At 30.6% G+C, this 18,932-nt stretch carries 20 protein-coding genes and 1 riboswitch; of the genes, 17 read left to right on the forward strand and 3 right to left on the reverse strand.

Features of this window, described 5'->3' with window-relative positions; genetic code table 11:
• Positions 1–255: 255 nt before the first annotated feature.
• The 6 genes from H9661_RS15975 (at position 256) to H9661_RS16000 (ending at position 3,506) form a co-directional block, all read left to right on the forward strand.
• Positions 256–804, forward strand: coding sequence for a GNAT family N-acetyltransferase (locus H9661_RS15975; protein WP_191769753.1), 549 nt, complete (start codon positions 256–258; stop codon positions 802–804).
• A 44-nt stretch (positions 805–848) separates the two neighbouring features.
• Positions 849–1,205: a RidA family protein gene (locus tag H9661_RS15980; RefSeq protein ID WP_191769755.1), complete on the forward strand. Its 357-nt coding sequence runs from the start codon at positions 849–851 to the stop codon at positions 1,203–1,205.
• A gap of 81 nt (positions 1,206–1,286) precedes the next feature.
• Positions 1,287–2,057 (forward strand): GNAT family N-acetyltransferase, encoded by a 771-nt coding sequence (locus H9661_RS15985; RefSeq protein ID WP_191769757.1) that lies wholly within the window; start codon positions 1,287–1,289, stop codon positions 2,055–2,057.
• 19 nt (positions 2,058–2,076) lie between these two features.
• Positions 2,077–2,538, forward strand: coding sequence for a hypothetical protein (locus H9661_RS15990; RefSeq protein WP_191769759.1), 462 nt, complete (start codon positions 2,077–2,079; stop codon positions 2,536–2,538).
• Between the two features lie 31 nt (positions 2,539–2,569).
• A complete protein-coding gene (locus H9661_RS15995) occupies positions 2,570–2,992 on the forward strand; it encodes an N-acetyltransferase (RefSeq protein WP_191769761.1) in 423 nt (140 codons plus the stop codon).
• A 229-nt stretch (positions 2,993–3,221) separates the two neighbouring features.
• Positions 3,222–3,506: a hypothetical protein gene (locus H9661_RS16000; protein WP_185966781.1), complete on the forward strand. Its 285-nt coding sequence runs from the start codon at positions 3,222–3,224 to the stop codon at positions 3,504–3,506.
• Between the two features lie 42 nt (positions 3,507–3,548).
• On the opposite strand, the gene H9661_RS16005 is transcribed toward H9661_RS16000, so the two are convergent.
• Positions 3,549–4,517, reverse strand: a complete 969-nt coding sequence (locus H9661_RS16005; RefSeq protein ID WP_191769763.1) for an alpha/beta hydrolase — start codon at positions 4,515–4,517, stop codon at positions 3,549–3,551.
• 192 nt (positions 4,518–4,709) lie between these two features.
• On the opposite strand from H9661_RS16005, the gene H9661_RS16010 reads away from it, so the two are divergent.
• The gene (locus H9661_RS16010; protein WP_191769765.1) at positions 4,710–5,972 is read left to right on the forward strand and encodes a hypothetical protein; all 1,263 of its coding nucleotides are present in this window, start codon (positions 4,710–4,712) and stop codon (positions 5,970–5,972) included.
• Between the two features lie 203 nt (positions 5,973–6,175).
• Positions 6,176–6,278: riboswitch (glycine riboswitch) on the forward strand.
• A 134-nt stretch (positions 6,279–6,412) separates the two neighbouring features.
• Complete coding sequence (locus H9661_RS16015) at positions 6,413–7,771, forward strand: amino acid permease (protein WP_143316459.1); 1,359 nt, start codon at positions 6,413–6,415, stop codon at positions 7,769–7,771.
• Between the two features lie 131 nt (positions 7,772–7,902).
• On the opposite strand, the gene H9661_RS16020 is transcribed toward H9661_RS16015, so the two are convergent.
• Positions 7,903–8,331 carry a hypothetical protein gene (locus tag H9661_RS16020; RefSeq protein ID WP_191769768.1) on the reverse strand — a complete coding sequence of 143 codons (429 nt, stop codon included), beginning with the start codon at positions 8,329–8,331 and terminating at the stop codon, positions 7,903–7,905.
• A 246-nt stretch (positions 8,332–8,577) separates the two neighbouring features.
• On the opposite strand from H9661_RS16020, the gene H9661_RS16025 reads away from it, so the two are divergent.
• Positions 8,578–8,940, forward strand: coding sequence for an ArsR/SmtB family transcription factor (locus H9661_RS16025; protein WP_143316457.1), 363 nt, complete (start codon positions 8,578–8,580; stop codon positions 8,938–8,940).
• 26 nt (positions 8,941–8,966) lie between these two features.
• Complete coding sequence (locus tag H9661_RS16030) at positions 8,967–11,159, forward strand: heavy metal translocating P-type ATPase (protein WP_191769770.1); 2,193 nt, start codon at positions 8,967–8,969, stop codon at positions 11,157–11,159.
• Positions 11,160–11,283: 124 nt separating this feature from the next.
• On the opposite strand, the gene H9661_RS16035 is transcribed toward H9661_RS16030, so the two are convergent.
• On the reverse strand, positions 11,284–11,514 hold the full coding sequence (locus H9661_RS16035) for a DUF3892 domain-containing protein (RefSeq protein ID WP_143316455.1): 231 nt from the start codon (positions 11,512–11,514) through the stop codon (positions 11,284–11,286).
• Between the two features lie 190 nt (positions 11,515–11,704).
• Between H9661_RS16035 and H9661_RS16040 the strand changes: the two genes are divergently transcribed.
• The 7 genes from H9661_RS16040 to H9661_RS16070 all read left to right on the forward strand — a co-directional run bounded on the left by H9661_RS16040 (position 11,705) and on the right by H9661_RS16070 (position 18,888).
• Positions 11,705–12,547, forward strand: a complete 843-nt coding sequence (locus H9661_RS16040; protein ID WP_143316454.1) for a substrate-binding periplasmic protein — start codon at positions 11,705–11,707, stop codon at positions 12,545–12,547.
• A 34-nt stretch (positions 12,548–12,581) separates the two neighbouring features.
• On the forward strand, positions 12,582–13,433 hold the full coding sequence (locus H9661_RS16045) for a substrate-binding periplasmic protein (RefSeq protein ID WP_191769772.1): 852 nt from the start codon (positions 12,582–12,584) through the stop codon (positions 13,431–13,433).
• A gap of 42 nt (positions 13,434–13,475) precedes the next feature.
• Positions 13,476–14,330, forward strand: a complete 855-nt coding sequence (locus H9661_RS16050) for a transporter substrate-binding domain-containing protein (RefSeq protein WP_191769774.1) — start codon at positions 13,476–13,478, stop codon at positions 14,328–14,330.
• Between the two features lie 133 nt (positions 14,331–14,463).
• Entirely contained in the window at positions 14,464–15,648 is a 1,185-nt protein-coding gene (locus H9661_RS16055; RefSeq protein ID WP_191769776.1) for a serine hydrolase domain-containing protein, read from the forward strand.
• A gap of 119 nt (positions 15,649–15,767) precedes the next feature.
• Positions 15,768–16,829, forward strand: coding sequence for a galactose ABC transporter substrate-binding protein (locus H9661_RS16060; RefSeq protein ID WP_191769778.1), 1,062 nt, complete (start codon positions 15,768–15,770; stop codon positions 16,827–16,829).
• 239 nt (positions 16,830–17,068) lie between these two features.
• The gene (locus tag H9661_RS16065; RefSeq protein ID WP_191769780.1) at positions 17,069–17,746 is read left to right on the forward strand and encodes a response regulator transcription factor; all 678 of its coding nucleotides are present in this window, start codon (positions 17,069–17,071) and stop codon (positions 17,744–17,746) included.
• Positions 17,734–18,888, forward strand: coding sequence for a HAMP domain-containing sensor histidine kinase (locus tag H9661_RS16070; RefSeq protein WP_191769783.1), 1,155 nt, complete (start codon positions 17,734–17,736; stop codon positions 18,886–18,888). Before H9661_RS16065 ends, H9661_RS16070 begins: the two co-directional genes overlap by 13 nt.
• The last annotated feature ends 44 nt before the right edge of the window (positions 18,889–18,932 follow it).

Below are 18,932 nucleotides of genomic sequence, written 5' to 3' on the forward strand. Positions count from 1 at the left end.
TCTAGGATTTGTTAGTCTAACACAAACATATCAAATGATGCATTAAATTCTAATGAACCGCCGTATACCGAACGGTATGTACGGTGGTGTGAGAGGTCGGTAGATAAAATAATTATCTACCTCCTACTCGATTTAGCAACAAGGTAATGGAAGAGGATGTATCCATGGCGAGTACATAGAAAAATAAATTTCAATATATATTAATGCATGATTTAAATGAAAGTGCAGTTAGAATTAATTTAAAGGAGGATTTTAATGGAACTTAAACAAAAAGAAATAAAGCTAAAAGATGGGACAATATGTATTTTAAGAAGTCCTAATGAAGATGATGCAGAAAAAATGATTGAATATTTAAAAATGACATCAGAAGAAACATATTTTATGATTAGATGTGCTGAGGAAATTAATATTACAATTGACAAGGAAATAGAGATTCTTAAGGATAATTTAAATAGCAGTGAAAACATGATGATTGGAGCATTTGTTAATAATGAACTTGCAGGTAATGCAGGAATCAGCTGTGTAAGAAACTTTATTAAACTTAAACATAGAGCAGTATTTGGAATTTCTATAAAAGAAAAGTACTGGAATAATGGCATTGGAAATGCACTTATTAAAGAAATAATTAATCAAGCAAAACAAATTGGATATGAGCAGATTGAGCTAGGTGTATTTTCAGATAATAAGAAGGCAATTGCTTTATATAAAAAGCATGGTTTTGAGGCTTGGGGCACTACGAAAAATGCATTTAGGCTTAAAGATGGAACATATCGTGATGAAATCATAATGGGAAGAATGATATAGTAGTTATTAACTGTAACAAAAATAGAATACAAGGAGAATGTAGAATGAGAGAAATTATAAGAACAGAAATAGACAAAGAGTGGGCACACTCTGCGATTGTTGAGGCAGAGGATTATGTTTATATCAGCTATTGTATGAAGGGTGAGGGACAATCAATAGAAAACCAAATAAATGGTGCATTTGATGTTTTAAGTGAAAGACTTGAAAAGATAGGCTTGACATTGAAATCTGTAGTGCAAATGGATTGCTTATTTAGAGATATTAAAGATTTATCGTTTTTAGGAGAAATAATTAAGGAAAGATTTGAAGGGAAATATCCAGCTAGAAAGGCATATGAAACAAAGTTTATTAGAGATGGAATTGAATTTCAGGTTGATGCGATAGCTTTCAGAGAGAATTAAATAAATTACAATTGTTAGTATGATTATAGATGATTAAATCAAATGTAACTTGTTTATATAAGATGAAATGGGGTAACCAATATGAGTGTTTACGAGATTAGAGATACAAAATGTTTAGAGAAGTTATTTGAAGGTTGGCAGGAGACATTAATTTGGTCATGCTTGCAAGGATATATGGGAAGGGCATATGCAGATAGTGTTAGGAGTCCTAAATCAGCTCAAATCGTAGTAGCTGACTTTTGTTTCTTTGCAGGTGAGGTTAATAGTGAACTTGTGCTAAATAAGCCAAATGATTATAAATCTAATCTTATAATTATGACTTCAGAGAATGATGAGTGGAATAATCTTATTGAAAGAACCTATAAAGAAAGAGCAAAAAAAGTATATCGTTATGCCATTAAGAAGGAAACTGATATATTCGATATTGTGAAATTAAAAAGAATAGTTGAAGATATAAAGAAACCATTTAGTGTTCATATGATAGATGAAGATATTTATAATCAAGTTATGGGCAGTAAATGGTCAGAGGATTTATGCTCTCAGTTTAGGGATTATGATGATTACAAAAAACGAGGCATTGGAGCTGTAGTAATGAAAGATGGAGAGATTGTTTCAGGGGCATCTTCATATACTGTATACAAAGAAGGAATAGAGATAGAAATTGACACTAGGAAGGATTATAGAAGAAAAGGTTTGGCATTAGCTTGTGGTGCTAAATTAATTCTAGAGTGTTTAAATAAAGGTTTATATCCAAGTTGGGATGCACAAAACAAGGGTTCTGTGGCTTTAGCTGAAAAACTTGGGTATCATTTTGATAAAGAATATGTAGCATATGAAATAACGGACTATTAAGTGAGGAGAATTTGTAGAAATGGGAAGATCATTTATACCAGATGAATTTGTTGTTCCAACTATATATAAAACGGAGAATTTTACCATAAGAAAGCTTACTGTTTTGGATTTACAGAAGGATTACATTGCTGTTATGGAAGCTAGAGATCATATTCATGAGCTTTATACGAAAGAATATACAAATGGATGGCCAGCTGATAATCTAACACTTGAAGAAGATGAGAATGATTTAAAACGGCACGAGAAGGAATTTAATGAGAGAGTTGCCTTTGCTTATACTGTATTTGATATCCAAAATGAAAACTGTTTAGGTTGCATTTATATTGATCCATCAGATTGCTATGATGCTGAAATTACTATGTGGACAAGAGACCATGTGACAGATATGCTTCTTTATAAAACGGTTAAAAAGTGGATAGAAAATCATTGGCCTTTTAAAAATACATATTACCCAATTCTAGGAGAGTTATATGATAAATAGTAATTTATTTTATATAGCAAGGAGATTAATTATGATTAGAGAGTTTAGAACAAAAGATATTGATAGGATAATGCAACTATGGATTGATACAAATATTTTGGCACATAATTTTATTGACAGTAAGTATTGGCAAGATAACTTTGAAGCAGTTAAGGAAATGATGCCTAAAGCAACAATTTATGTATATGAGAAAAATGGTGCGATACAGGCATTCATCGGTTTAATGGAGAGTTTTGTAGCAGGAATCTTTGTGTCAAGTAATTTTCAATCAAAAGGAATTGGGAAGTTACTACTTGATTATTCAAAATCTAAACACAATGAATTGTCTTTATGTGTTTATAAAAAGAATAATGATGCAGTACGATTTTATTTAAGAGAAGGTTTTACAATTTCAACAGAACAAGTAGATGAAAATACTGGAGAAATAGAGTTGGTTATGAAATGGAAAAAATGATCATAGGCAGAAACTTACAAATTTGAATTAAAGGGTAAGTTTTATAATGTTAACAAAATATATATTTCACCATTAATTACAGAAAAAGGTTTTATTTTACGCAAAAATGGTTAATATTTCTAATAGGTAAATCTTAAAAGGATGTTTATTAAAAATATGGATTTATGATATACTTACAAAAGCTGCAGAAATTGTGTATAATATAAAAAGTAAGAAAGTGGTGAAAACAATGGGAGAAAAAGAACTATATGTTCTAGAGTATGTAAATGAAAAAATCAATGGAAATGAAACTGTCAGATATAATTCTGACGTAGAAGAAGCATATGCAGTAAATGAAATAGCATATTATCTTAAAAGACTGGTATCTAAAAGATATTTCTTAGGAAGAGATTGGGCTAAAACAAGTGGTGAAGAGGTAAGTGAATATAAAAATAATGTAGTAGCTATAGATTATGAGAAGCTTTCTTTAACTAATGCAGGTAGAAAAGAATTGAAAAAACAAGAGTTACTATAAAATTTACAATGGTAGGGTTTTGATACCCTACCATTTTTGGTGTTATTCTTGTTCTGCATAATAATGATCAACTGCATAAATAAATGAATTGGTTAGAAAGGTAAATGACTTTTGGCTCACTTCAGCATTAGGACACATTTGATCAAAGCCATGAAAGCAACCTTTATACATTTTGAATTGAACTTCAACACCAGCTTTTTTTAAGTTTTCTACATATTGAATGGTTTCATCTCTAAAAGGTTCCAAATCACCAACAAAAGTAACTGTTGGTGGAAGATTACTGTAATCTTTTTCCCTTGCAGCAGCTGCATAGCATGGAACATTTGGACTGCCAAAAAGATTACCAAGATATAGTTTCCAGCCATTATAGTTAGATTTTGAGTTCCAAACTGGAGCGTTATTATCCCTTGCTGATTCAGTTATCATTCTATCATCTATCATTGGATATAATGGCATTTGGAAGGCAATATTAACTTCCTTCTTATCTCTTGCATATAGTGTAAGTGCAGCTGTTAAACCACCACCAGCACTATCTCCACCAACCATTAACTGATTTTCATTGATTCCTAATTTTTTTGCATGGTCTTTCATCCATAAAAGAGTTTCATAGCTATCTTCTAGAGCAGCAGGATATGGTGCCTCAATGGATAATCGATAATCAGGAACTACTACTATACAATCTCTAACTTTCATAAATTCTTTTGCATATAGCTTTGATTGATAAGGTGTTCCTATTGCATAACCTCCTCCATGGAGCCATAAAACTCCTGGGAGATTTTCTTTTTTGGTTTTAGATTTAAATATACAAACACGCATCATGGAACCATCTTTTCTTGAGATCTTCTTTTCTATGAATTCCATGGAATCGTCATTCATCTTTAATTTGATTTTTTTTCCTAGCTTATACATTAGACGCAAACTTAAGTTGTTATTACATAGATTATTAACTATTTTAATCATTCTACCGTAAGTTCTTAAATCTTTATCAATCATAGTACTTTTTATTTTCATATGCTTATCCTCCTTGTTGGTAAAAGCTGAGCAGCTAGTTAAGTATTATGTTAGATGATAATAACAATTAATTCAACAATTTTCCTCATCATTTTAAGCAGATGGTAGATTTTTCTTAGCAATTGTTTTAGAATAGAAATATTGGAAGACATAAGAAAAAATAATATAAGAACTAAAGAAATAGGGGGAATTATGAAGATACTAGATTTTTTTAAGGGAAAAGAAAGGGTAGACAAGCTTATTGAAGAGCTTCAAAATCCTAATGAAGAAAAGAGAGAAGAAGCGTTAAAAGCAATTTCTGAAATGGAGTTAACTTTAACAGAAGGAATTAAGCTGTTAGAAGCATGCAAAGGTGAATTTCCAAAAAGCAAGTATGAGTGGAAGGATATTTCATCAGATCTTATTGCCATTTGTGCAGCAAGGCCCTATGGTGAATATATATTGAAAATAGAAAATATATATAAGGATTTAAATAATAATGCAAAAATAGCTGCGTTAAACTTTTTAGCAAGTTATGATAATGAAAAGGCCTTAATAAGCTACGTTAAGCTTTTAGAAAAGGATTGTCAGAAGCTTATGAGCTTGCCTGTAGGTAATTTGAATGGAAATCCAAGAGGGATAGATATTTTGTTTCCAAGAATATTAAAGTTCGCCGATAATAAGGACATAGCAGTAGATATATATATGATATTATTGACTTGCTTTAATAACGGACTTATTCGTGAGGAAAAAATTGAATCTTCAAAGGCAGTTATAGTTCAAGATATAGTGGATATGGCTCATAGAATTATAAATTATAAATTTAATGAAGATGATAAATCTTTATGGGACAATGATGATTATTTAGACCTTAGATACTCTGCTGGAGTATACTTTGATTTAGGTGGATATATAAATGATCCAGAGGTTATATTATCGTTAAGAGGTTTAATGAAAATTAAGGATATGAGGCTTAAGATGTTTGCTGGAGTTTCATTAATAAAACTAGGTGAAAATTTAAGTGAAGAAGATGCATTGGAGATAGCAGGAGATAATGAAACAAGAAATTGGTTCTATATTAACCTTAAAGGACTTGATAAATTAGAGGTTTATCCTGAAAAATATAATACTCAAAGTTTTTTTGCAGAATCAAATATGGTTGATTGGCTTGTGTACCCAACAGAGCTTGGAAGAGTACCAGATGAAATTGAACTTATGAATGTATTTACTGATGGTGATGATGAGTATTATTTGTTCCGTTTTAGATGTGAAAATGAAGAAGATCCAGAAGAAAGTAAATGGATGGCAGGATTATCGGGACCTTTTAACACAAGTGAAGGGGCAACTACATCTGCAGGAGGATATACCTTTAGTCGTTTTGACAAATGGGAGGATAAGACTCCAGAAGAACATATGAAATCTATAGTTGGAAATATAGGTGAGTTTTGGAAGAAGAGAGCAGAAGAATTAGAATAGGTGTTATTCTAATCAATATGACAAAATAAAACTATAATTTTAACGAAAATAAAAAAAATGTTGCAAGTATATTGAAAATATATTACGATATAACAGTAAAATTAAATAAAGTTCAGATGAAGATAGCGGGAGAGTTATGGCATAGCTATACACCGAAGAAGTAAATCTTTCAGGTACCTATTAAATTAGAGATGACCGTTATTGGATGAACCCTTGGAGAGACTCGAAATAGAGCACCGAAGGAGAAAGTTATATGGAAAAACAACCTATAGCGAAACTCTCAGGTAAAAGGACAGGGACAGGTAACATATCTTATAAAAGTAATATAATATTAATTACTTAGTTTAGATCTTATCTATTCCCATTTGTATCTCCAATCATAAAATACTTATCGAAGGGGTAGTTATTAAAACACCTCATGACGTAAATGGAGGGATAAAATGGAAAAATCACAAAAACAAGACTTATCAAGAGGACTAAAAAATCGACATGTTCAATTACTGGCCATAGGAGGAGCAATTGGTACTGGATTATTTCTAGGTTCAGGGAGATCAATTCATTTGGCTGGTCCATCAATTTTATTTGCTTATATGATAACAGGGGTAATTTGTTTCTTTATTATGCGTGCCCTTGGGGAATTATTGCTTTCTAATTTAAATTATCATTCTTTCGTAGACTTTGTACATGACTATCTAGGAAATAAAGCAGCATTTATTACTGGGTGGACATACTGGTTTTGTTGGATTTCACTTGCTATGGCTGACTTAACAGCAGCTGGACTTTATGTGCAGTATTGGTTTCCAAATATAGCTCAATGGGTTCCAAGCCTTATAGCTCTTGTAATTTTACTTATTATGAATCTTACTGCAGTAAAATTATTTGGTGAAATGGAATTTTGGTTTGCATTAATTAAAATCATAGCTATTTTAGCCTTAATTATAATTGGTACATTCATGATTATAAAAGGATTTTCTACAGATGCAGGTGCTTCTAGCTTTACAAACCTTTGGAGTCATGGTGGATGGTTCCCAAATGGAGTAAAAGGATTTATTCTTTCTTTCCAAATGGTAGTGTTTGCATTTACAGGAATTGAATTAGTAGGTTTAACTGCTGGTGAAACTGAAGATCCAGAACGTGTTATTCCAAAGGCTATTAATAATATTCCAATTAGAATTATTATCTTCTACATAGGAGCACTTTTAGTTATTATGAGCATTTATCCATGGAACTCAATAAATCCAGAGAAGAGCCCATTTGTACAAGTGTTTGCAGCAGTGGGAATAGCAGCAGCAGCAAGTATAGTAAATTTCGTTGTATTAACTTCAGCAGCATCTGCTTGTAACAGCGGTATTTTTAGTACAAGTCGTATGGTTTATTCTCTTTCTAGAGAAGGTAATGCATCTAAGTCAATGGGAAAATTAACTTCTAATGGTGTACCTTCTAATGCATTGTTTGTTTCTTCAGTGGTTATATTTGTTTCAGTTATATTGAACTATGTTATGCCAGAAGGGGTATTTGTATTAATTACAAGTGTATCAACATTTTGCTTTATTTTTATCTGGGCGATTATAGTTATTTGCCATTTAAAATATCGTAAAACTAACGTTGAACTTGCTAAAAAGAATAAGTTTAAAATGCCATTTTACCCTATAATGAATTACATAATTTTAGGATTTTTAGCTTTTGTTATAGGTGTACTAGCACTTAATGAGGAAACTCGTGTAGCATTAATTGTAACACCTGTATGGTTTATAATCCTTGGAGTGATTTATAAGATACTTCAATCAAAGAAAAACTAAGAAAATTAATAATAGAATAGAGTATAAACTTTATATATAAGTTAAAAATAAAGAGGGCTGATTTTTTAAGGAAATCAGCCCTCTTTTTAGTCTTATATAAGTTCCAATTAATATTATATTAAAGGAAAGTTTTAAAGTATAGTAATTTCCTCTCCACCTTCATTTACTCGTTGTTGAGCTCCTATAACTTTAATTAAGTCAGAAATAACATTGGAAAAATATCCAAATGCAATATTTAATTGGGGCTCTAAAGACTTATAAGTATCCCTTGAATTATTATATGCCATTTCCAAATCCAACTCTGATGCTGCTACTAAATATAGTATAGAGTTTCCAATTAGTAAGAAAAACTCACCTAAAGCAGATAGTTTCTCTTGAATTAAATTTATTTCTTTTATGTCAATATCGTAATCCTTGATTTTTGCAATTTCTTCATAAATCCCAATTTGGGCCGCTTTTATAATAAAAAAGTATCCAATTATTCCTATTGTTGCTCCAAGTGACTCCATATTTAACAAAATTATTAATTGCAATGCCTTCTCATCATCACTGTTTTTCATACTTGTATCTCCTCCATACTTTAATATATTGGATTGCGACAAATTTGTTATAAGTATTATTTTCAAAAAAGGTTAATTATCCACTTTTATATTATTGAGAAAATTGGGTTTTTAAATAATTTAAAAATAATATATTCATTAAAAGTTTGAAAATTAATTTCATTTATGTTGACAAAATAGGATAGAGTTGCATATAATAAACATATGAACAAATATTCATACGTTCAAAGGAAAAGAGGGATATATATGGGAAAAAATGATAATGAATTTTGTAGTTGTACTGTAATTCATGAAGATATAGTAAGTAAAGTTAAGGAATCTATACCAAAAGAGGAAACTCTTTATGATTTGGCAGATTTATTTAAAGTCCTTGGAGACTCAACGAGAATAAAAATATTATGTGTATTATTTGAAGCTGAGATGTGTGTTTGTGATATAGCAGCACTTCTTGGAATGACTCAATCAGCTATTTCACATCAACTAAGAGTTTTAAAACAAGCTAGATTAGTGAAGTATAAAAGAGAAGGTAAAGTAGTGTACTACTCACTAGATGATGATCATGTTAAAGGTATCTTTGATCAAGGCTTAAGTCACATATCCGAAAGATAATAATTTTAAGATTGGGGGAAAAAGCTATGACAAGTAATATAAAATTAGAAACTAGTTCTACTGATAATAAGTCACAAAACTCAAGCAGTCTTAAATCTGTAAAAAAAGAATTTATGCTAGAAGGGCTTGGGTGTGCCAATTGTGCCGCAAAAATTGAAAGGGAATCAGGTAATGTGGATGGTGTAAGATCAGCATCAGTAGATTTTGTATCAACAAAGTTAACTATGGAAATAGAAGACCCATCAAAACAAAATGATATTATTAATGATGTTAAGAAGATAGTTAAGAGGATTGAACCTGATGTTAATGTTATGGATATGGATAGCATTCAGAATAAATCAAAAGCTAAAAATGAAGAAGTTGAAGAAGAAAGTAATAAGAGCGAAATTATTAGGCTTATCATTGGTGCCTTGATTTTTGCAGTAGCAACTATTATGAAGCTTTCTCAGCCAATAGAATTATTATTGTATCTAGTAAGTTATGTACTTGTTGGTGGAGAAGTAATTTTAGGTGCTTTTAAAAATATAATTAGAGGACAAATATTTGATGAAAACTTCTTAATGAGTATAGCAACCATAGGTGCATTTGCTATAGGTGAATACCCTGAAGGAGTAGCAGTTATGCTTTTCTATCAAATAGGAGAAATGTTCCAAGACATGGCTGTTAATAAATCAAGAAAATCTATTTCAAGTCTTATGGATATTAGGCCAGACTTTGCTAACTTAAAGTTAGATGGTGATCTTAAAAAAGTAGATCCTGAAGATGTAAAGATAGGTGATATTATAGTAGTAAAGCCAGGTGAAAAGGTGCCTTTAGATGGTAAGGTAATCGAAGGAAAATCTATGGTTGATACTGCTGCATTAACTGGTGAAAGTGTTCCAAGAGAAGTTTCAGTAGGAGATAATATTTTAAATGGAGTTATTAATAAAAATGGACTTTTAACTATAGAGGTTGAAAAGAAATTTGGAGATTCTACCGTTGCAAAAATATTAGACTTAGTTCAAAATGCAAGCAGCAAAAAAGCTCCAACAGAAAACTTTATAACAAAGTTTGCAAGATACTATACCCCAGCTGTTGTTTTTGCAGCATTGGCATTAGGTTTAATCCCACCACTTGTTATAGAAGGAGCAACTTATTCAGAGTGGATTTACAGGGCGTTATCATTTTTAGTGGTATCTTGTCCATGTGCTTTAGTGGTATCTATACCTCTTGGATTCTTTGGAGGAATAGGTGGAGCATCAAAGAATGGAATACTTGTTAAGGGTGGAAATTATCTTGAGGCATTAAATTCAGCAGAAATGGTTGTATTTGATAAGACAGGAACTCTTACAAAAGGTATATTTAAGGTTACAGAAGTAAAACCTGAAGAAAATATTTCTAAAGATGAACTTATAGCTTGTGCAGCCTATGCAGAAAATTATTCAAATCACCCAATAGCAACTTCTATATTAAAAGCATATGGAAGTGAAATAATAAAAGAAAAAATAAAAGATTATGAAGAAATATCAGGTCATGGAGTTAAGGTTACCCTTGATGGAAAAGAAGTACTTGCAGGTAATTATAAGTTAATGGATAAGGAAAATATAAAGTATAAGCAAGTTGAAACTATAGGTACTGTAGTCCATGTAGCAATAGAGAAGAAATATGCTGGATATATAGTTATTTCAGATGAGGTTAAAGAAGATTCAGCTAAGGCTATAAAGGCATTAAAAGAAATTGGCATTAAGAAAACAGTTATGCTTACTGGAGATAACAAAAAGGTTGGAGAAATAATTGCCAAAGAACTAGGCTTAGATGAAGTTTATTCTGAATTATTGCCAGATCAAAAGGTGGAAAAGCTAGAATTATTTTTTAAAGAAAAATCACCAAAGGGTAAAGTGATATTCGTAGGTGATGGAATAAATGATGCACCTGTTTTAGCTAGAGCAGATATAGGAATAGCTATGGGTGGGGTAGGCTCAGATGCAGCAATTGAAGCTGCTGATGTAGTTATAATGACAGATGAACCTTCAAAAATTGCCTCAGCTATAAAAATAGCAAAGAAAACAAGAAGAATAGTAATGCAAAATATAGTTTTTGCATTAAGTGTCAAGCTAGTAATATTAGCTCTTGTAGCAATTGGTATGGGAACAATGTGGGAAGCGGTGTTTGGAGATGTTGGAGTAGCGTTACTTGCAGTCTTAAATGCCATGAGAGCTATGAAAATAGAAAATATGTAGAGATGTTAAAATTAAGTGTAGTCATAATATTTGTGGCTGCACTTTTTTTAATAATGTTAAAAGAGCTATGTAAGCAGAAGAAATATCTGTCTATATAGCTCCTTTTTTATTTAATAAAAAAATATTAAAAGGTTGGCTTATTATCTAAGTTATCACTTTCGTTATCATTAGGATTACTTCTTAAATATTCTCTTCCATTTCTTGACTTTCCAACGTTTACGCCTTCAATTAGATGATCCTTAGCCATCATTATGGCCTCATCAATTGAATACACATTACCATTTTCAAGCATTACATCAGTTATATCTCCATCAGGATTTTTCTTTACCTTTACTACTTTTGATTTATCATCCATATTAGCACCTCACTTTTATTTTCTAATATTATTTGTAATTATATTGGTTTTTATTAAAAAACTTAAGTAAGAATGTATTTAAGTTAAATGGTATATTTAATATCTTATTTTTAAATAATAATGAGGAAGAGAATAGGGGAATATAAAAATATTTATAGGTATAAGATTAGATTTTTTAGGAGGAATTTAGTTGAAAAGTTATTTTAAATTTATAGTTTCGTTAATTGTTATTTTAAGCTTAGGAGTTCCGGTAAGTGCAAATATGATAAAGGACAATATAGCTTCGGTGCAGCAAGCAGATAGATTGCAAAAAATAAAGGAAAAGGGGGTATTAACAGTATATTCAGCTAACACTGCTCCATATTCTTACAAAGACCCTAAAACAGGTGAGTTTCGTGGAGTGGATGCAGAAATTGTAATGGAGCTTGCAAAGAGGCTTGGAGTAGGCAAAGTGGATGTAAGGTATATTCCATTTAGTAACGCAATAAATGAATTAATAAAAAATCCTGATGTAGACATGATAGCAGAGGGATTTTATATAACAGGTGAGCGTGAAGCTTTAGTCAATTTTACAATCCCAATCTATAATGCTAGTGAGGTGGTAGTAACTAGAAGAGATACTGGGATAAATAGCAAAGAAGACTTGAAAAATTCAGTTGTTGGTGTGCTTGAAGGCACAGTATATAGAACATTGGCTGAGAAGTGGAAAGAACAAGGAATTATAAAGGATTATATGTCTTTTTTTGACAATAATTCTTTAATAATAGGCCTAGAGAATAAGTTGGTAGATGCTGTGTTAACAGATTCTATAATAGCAGAAAATATTCTATCATCTAAATATAAGTCAAATTTTAAATTATTGTCTCCAAGTCAATATAAATCAGAAATAAATTATAATACAGCATATCCTGTGAAGAAAGGTGACGATAAATTCTTAAATGAAATTAATAAAAAATTGCAAGAGATGAAAGAGGATGGAACCATATATGAAATTATGTCAAGGAATGGGGTGTCAAGATATTACATTCCATAATTAATAGAATTTAAGTGTACTAGGAGGAGTTTTATTGAAAAGTTATTTTAAATGTATAGTTTCGCTAATTATTATTTTATGTTTTTCAGTATGTGTTAGAGGAGAAGTAATAAAGGCAAAAAATGAAAATGTAGCTTCGGGGCAGCAAACAGATAGATTACAGAAAATAAAGAAAAAAGGGGTATTAACTGTAGTTGCAACTAATAACAAACCATATTCCTATAAAGATCCTAAAACTGGTGAATTTGTTGGAGTTGATGCGGATATTTTAAAAGAAGTAGCTAGACGTATAGGAATTAATAAGGTAGATGTAAAGTACACTCTTTTTAGTAATGCATTGGAAGAATTGATTAAAAATCCTGACATTGATTTATTTGCAGAAGGAATATATGCAACAGAAGAACGTAAAGCTTTGGTGAATTTTACTATTCCAATTTATTATGAGAATGAGGTCGTATTAACTAGAAAAGACTCCAATATTAATAGTAAAGAGGATTTGAAAAATTCAACTGTTGGTGTTCTTGCAGGTACAGTGTATGTCAAATTAGTTGAAGGCTGGAAAAATCAAGGGATTATAAAAGATTATAGGGTTTATCCCGATAATAATTCTTTGACAATGGCATTAGAAAATAAAACATTAGATGCCATTTTAACAGATTCCTTAATTGCAGAGAACATTATCTTGTTAAAGCCTAAGTCAAAATTTAAATTATTATCTCCAAGTCAATATAAATCCGAGATAAATATTGATATAGGATATCCTATTAAAAAAGAGGATGTAACTTTATTAAATGCGATTAATGAAAAATTGCAGGAGATGAAAGAGGATGGAACTTTATTTGAGATATTAGCTAAATATGGATTAATAGCACATTACGTTCCATAAAAGACTTAAAGGTGGACTATATATTATTTAGGAGGAGTTTTAGTGAAAAGTTATTTCAAATTCATAGTTTCATTAATTGTGATTCTAAGCTTTGGAACAGGTGTAAAGGGAGAAACAATAAAAGTAAAAAATGAAAATATTATGTCTTCAGCACAGCAAATAGATAGATTACAGAAGATAAAGGAGAAAGGAGTATTAACCTTACTTTCGGCAAATGATAAACCTTATTCTTACGATGATCCTAAAACAAGTTTATTTACTGGAGTCGATGCAGATATTTTAAGGGAGGTAGCTAAGCGTCTTGGACTAAAAAAAGTAGATGTAAAATATACTACCTTTCCTAATGCAATAAATGAATTAATAAAAAATCCCGACATTGATTTATTTGCTCAAGGAATATATCAAACTGAGGAGCGTAAAGCACTTGTGAATTTTACAAATCCTATTTATGCTTGTAATGATGCAATAATGGTTAGAAGGGATTCCACAATAAAAAGTAAAGATGATTTAAAAAACGCAAAAATAGGTGTACTTGTAGGTACTGTTTATGAAGATTTAGCTAAGGATTGGAAAAGTAAAGGGGCGATAAAAGATTATATAATTTTTTATGATGATAACTCTGTATTAATATCATTGGAGAATAGGGCAATAGATGCTATATTAACAGATTCTATAATAGCAGAATATAATGTTTTATTTAAAGAGAATCCAAAGTTTAGATTATTATCTCCAAATCAATATAAACCCGACATTAATTTAAGTGTGGGATATCCTTTGAAAAAAGAGGATGTGACTTTACTAAATGCAATTAATGAAAAATTGCAAGAGATGAAAGAAGATGGTGCCTTATATGAGATATTAGCTGAGCATGGTTTGTTAGGTCATTATATTCCATAATAAATTCAGAAGTATTTCCATAGCGCAGAAATGTGTTATGGAAATTTTAATTTAACATAATCTAAAATTTGCATTTATATTATTACTATTTTGGTATAATAAGGGTATAAACTATAGATGGGAGGAAATTGAGATGCTTAATAAAATGGAGAGGGAACAAATAAAAAAAGTATTAAAAGATAGTATAGACAGTAATTTTATAGCTGGAGCAAATTTAATGGTAATAAAGAATGGAAAGGAAATTTTCTATCATGAAGATGGGTTAGCTGATAGGGGGACAAGGTCTCCAATAAAAAGAGATTCTATATTTAGATTATATTCAATGACCAAGCCTATTACAGCAACTGCTGTAATGATACTTTTAGAAAGAGGTGAACTGGATTTATATGATTCAGTAAGTAAGTATCTACCAGGCTTTAAAGATCAAATGGTCGGAGAAGGTGATACCTTAGTTCCAGTAGAAAGAGAAGTAATGATTAAGGATCTACTTTCTATGACATCAGGGCTAGTATATGATGGAAGTAGTAGGGCTGGCAAAGATACGGAAGCTTTATTTAAGGAAATAGACAGAAGGTTACTTGGTGATTCACCAATGAGCACTATAGAGATTATAAACAAATTGGGAAAGTGTGCCTTAGCTTTTCAGCCAGGTAGTTCTTGGAACTATGGAACCTCTGCAGATGTACTTGGAGCTATTATAGAAGTAGTTAGTGGCAAAAGCTTTGGAGAGTTTTTAAAAGAAGAAATATTTGGGCCATTAGATATGAAAGATACTGGATTCTGGGTGCCTGAAGAAAAGAGGGAAAGGCTTGTAAAAACTTATGCAGATAATAAAAATGGAGATTTAGAGCTTTATACTGAAAATCATTTAGGGATAATTAATAAGATGGATAGGAAGCCAGCCTTTGAATCTGGAGGAGCTGGTTTAGCTTCTACTATCGATGACTATTCAAATTTTGCAAGGATGCTTATGAATAAAGGAAGTTTTAATGGTGTTCAAATTTTAAAGCCTCATACAGTGAAATACTTAACATCGGGAAGGTTAAACGATATTCAGCAAGAAAGTTTTAATAATTGGATTACCTTATGTGGACATAGTTATGGCAATCTTATGCGTGTAATGACAGATTGCAGTAGAGCTGGAGACCTTGGAAGTCATGGAGAATATGGATGGGATGGCTGGCTTGGATCATATTTTGGCAATTGTCCAAAGGATGATTTAATATTCTTGTTTATGATTCAAAAGACTGATGCAGGTACTACTACACTTACTAGAAAGTTAAGAAATATTATATTAAGCTCTTGCTGTGAAATTTAGTATAACATATTCATAATATATAAATTAAACCCTGGACAATTTTTTGCCTAGGGTTTAATTTATATTTTCTTTTTTATAGCACATAATAGGCATAGGACGATGATTATGGGAGGCTAAAAATGAAAATATTAAGAAAAATAATAATTTCTATTATAACTTTAGCTATAGTAACAAGTATATTAGCATGTAGCAATGAAAAAATTACAGTTGCTATATTTCATGAGTATAAAACAGCGCCAGTTAGAGTTGGGGTATTATTAAATAATTTTTATAATCCATATAACTTACAGATTAAGAGTGATTTAGAAAAAATTCAAGAAGAAAATAAAAATCAAATAGAATTTGTTTTTTTTAATGGAGAAGGTAATATTGCCATAGAAAGTGAAATTATTAATAATATGATTGCAAGCAGGTATGATCTTTTGGTATTAGGTATTGTGGATAAAAGTACAGCTGAACTAGTAGAAGAGTCAGTTTACAAAGCTAAACAGACTAATACTCCACTGATATTTTTTAATATAAATCCTTCTAAATTAGATTCAATTAAAGGTTATGAAAAGGCACTTGCTATAAATACTGATTCGGTTCAAGCAGGTATTCTAGAAGGTAAGATGATTGTTGATCTATGGAATAATGATAGGAAAAGCATAGATAAAAATGGTGATAATAAACTTCAGTACATCTTAATAGAAGGAGAAAAGGAAAGTTATGCAAGTATTGTAAGATCAAAATACTCTATTTCCACAATTAATGAGGCAGGAATAGAAACAGAGGAACTTGCAAGAGTAACTGCTAATTGGAATATAGAAATAGCTGAAAGTGCAATAACACCATTGATTTTTAAATATGGTAATAAAATTGAAGCTATAATATCCAATAATGATTCTATGGCAATAGGTGCTGTTAATGCACTTCAAAAGTATGGATTTAATAAAGGGAGTAAGGGGAAGAATATATCAGTTTTTGGAATTGGGGGAGTATCTGAAGCACAAGAGCTAATAAAAAATGGTTATATGACAGGTACGGTTGTACAAAATACGCGCTTACTTACAGAGGCTATTTATAAAATAGGAATGAATTTGGTTTTAGGTGAAAATCCTCTTAAAGACACTAATTATGAATTTGATGAAATGGGTAAAGTTGTTTTTATACCATTTGAAGAAGCTGTAGTTAAAAAGTAAAGTTATGAATATTCTTTTATGGTAATATTCCTTAGAATATATATTCTGATATTCTTAAGAATATGCTGGTAAAATGGGGGTTTTCAAGAACTAGACTATGATAATACATCTATTAACATTATATATCATAAAAGGACTATATTGGAGTTTGAGTTAAATAGGTGTTAGAATGTATTTAGTTATAGTAAGTAGACTTTAATGAATTACGAATATAACTATATGTTATATAAGGAGGCAATATGAGAAAGTGGAAAATATTAATTGCTGATGATGAAGAGGGCATAGTAAGTACAATGAAAAACTATTTTGAGATGTCAGATTATCAGGTAGTTACAGCTTGTAATGGTAAAGAGGTTCTTGAAAAAATATCTTGTCAGCCAGATATAATATTATTGGATATTAATATGCCTGATTTGGATGGATTCTCCACATGTCAGCGAATTCGAGATCATGTTTTTTGTCCTATTCTCTTTCTTACAGCACGAATTGAAAGCAGTGACAAGGTTAAGGGGCTTCGTATGGGGGCAGATGATTATATAGTTAAACCTTTTGATTTTGATGAGTTAGGGGCAAGAGTAGAAGCACATTTACGTCGCGAACAGAGAAAGAAAAATCAGCCAACAGTACGATTCTTTAAAGAATTGTCAATTAATTATTCTGAAAGAGAGATTTTTATAAATCAAAATTCAGTTGTATTATCTAAACGAGAGTTTGATATTGTAGAACTTCTCTCAATGAATTCAGGACAAGTCTTTGACCGTGATCGGATTTACGATATAGTATGGGGGATTGACGGGGAAGGTAATAGTGATACAATCATGGAACATATTCGAAAAATTCGTGCAAAGTTAGGAAGATATACACTTCATAATTATATCGAAACAGTTTGGGGGATAGGATATAAATGGAATGGTTAAAACAAATGAATTTAAAAAAGTCATTTTTCTGTCTTATTCTAATTTTCTTGCTAATTGCAATAATCTTAAGTATTCTAGTATTTTTAGGATGTAGTAAAATTCAGCAAACAATTGCTCCAGCAATTTCTATAGATATTGAAAATAATAAATTAACATCTGACTTAGAAACTGATTCAAATAGATCAATAAATACTTGGTATAATGTGTTGAACATTATACAGATTGCTCTACCTGTGATATTTATTATAGTTGCTCTATTAGCAGCAGATATTGTATTTTATCATATAAAATTGAAGCAACCTCTTGCAATATTAGAGAATGGAGCAGAAAAAATCATGCGAAATGATTTAGATTTTACTATTAAAAAATATTCGGATGATGAACTTGGGAGTCTCTGTACTACATTTGAATCTATGAGATGTGAATTGTTAAAAAGCAAAAAAGAATTATGGAGACAAGTGGAAGAACGAAAACAATTAAATGCAGCTTTTTCACATGACTTGAGAAATCCTATTACTGTTTTAAAAGGAGCAATAAAGATACTTGAAAAGGGCTTTTTGAACGGAAAAATTACAGCTCAAAATGCACAAGATAATCTGAATTTGATAGATAAATATATAAAACGTATTGAAATTTATGTGAAGAATATGAATACTGTCCAGAGCTTAGAAGATGTTCAATGTGTTTTGGAATCAACAAATTGGAATACTTTTGTTGAAGAATTTTATGAAAGTATTCATCTGTTAGTAGAAGGGACAGATATTGACGTATTGATAAATATAGAAAAAGAAAACAGTATTGTTTGGATTGACAAAGCAATTATACTTAACGTTGCTGAAAATTTAATCACAAATGCTATTAGATATACAAAAACTAAAATTCAAATAGATTTTTCTTTAAATAAGAATGAAATAATTTTATCAATTCAAGATAATGGAGTTGGGTTCCCAGAAAAAATTTTAAAGCATGGTACAGAACCTTTTATAAGAGGGGAAGAAATAAACAGGCATTTTGAACATTTTGGTCTTGGTTTATATATTTGTCAGTTGATGTGTAAAAAGCATGGTGGTGTATTGGAATTACAAAATAATTTTACAGGAGCTTTGTGCAAAGCTAAATTTTATATTTGCAAAAAAACTTGAGAGAATCTTGAGATTTGATTGTTATACTCTCCATATGAAAGAAA

The organism is Clostridium cibarium (genome assembly GCF_014836335.1).
Taxonomy (GTDB): Bacteria; Bacillota; Clostridia; order Clostridiales; family Clostridiaceae; genus Clostridium; species Clostridium cibarium.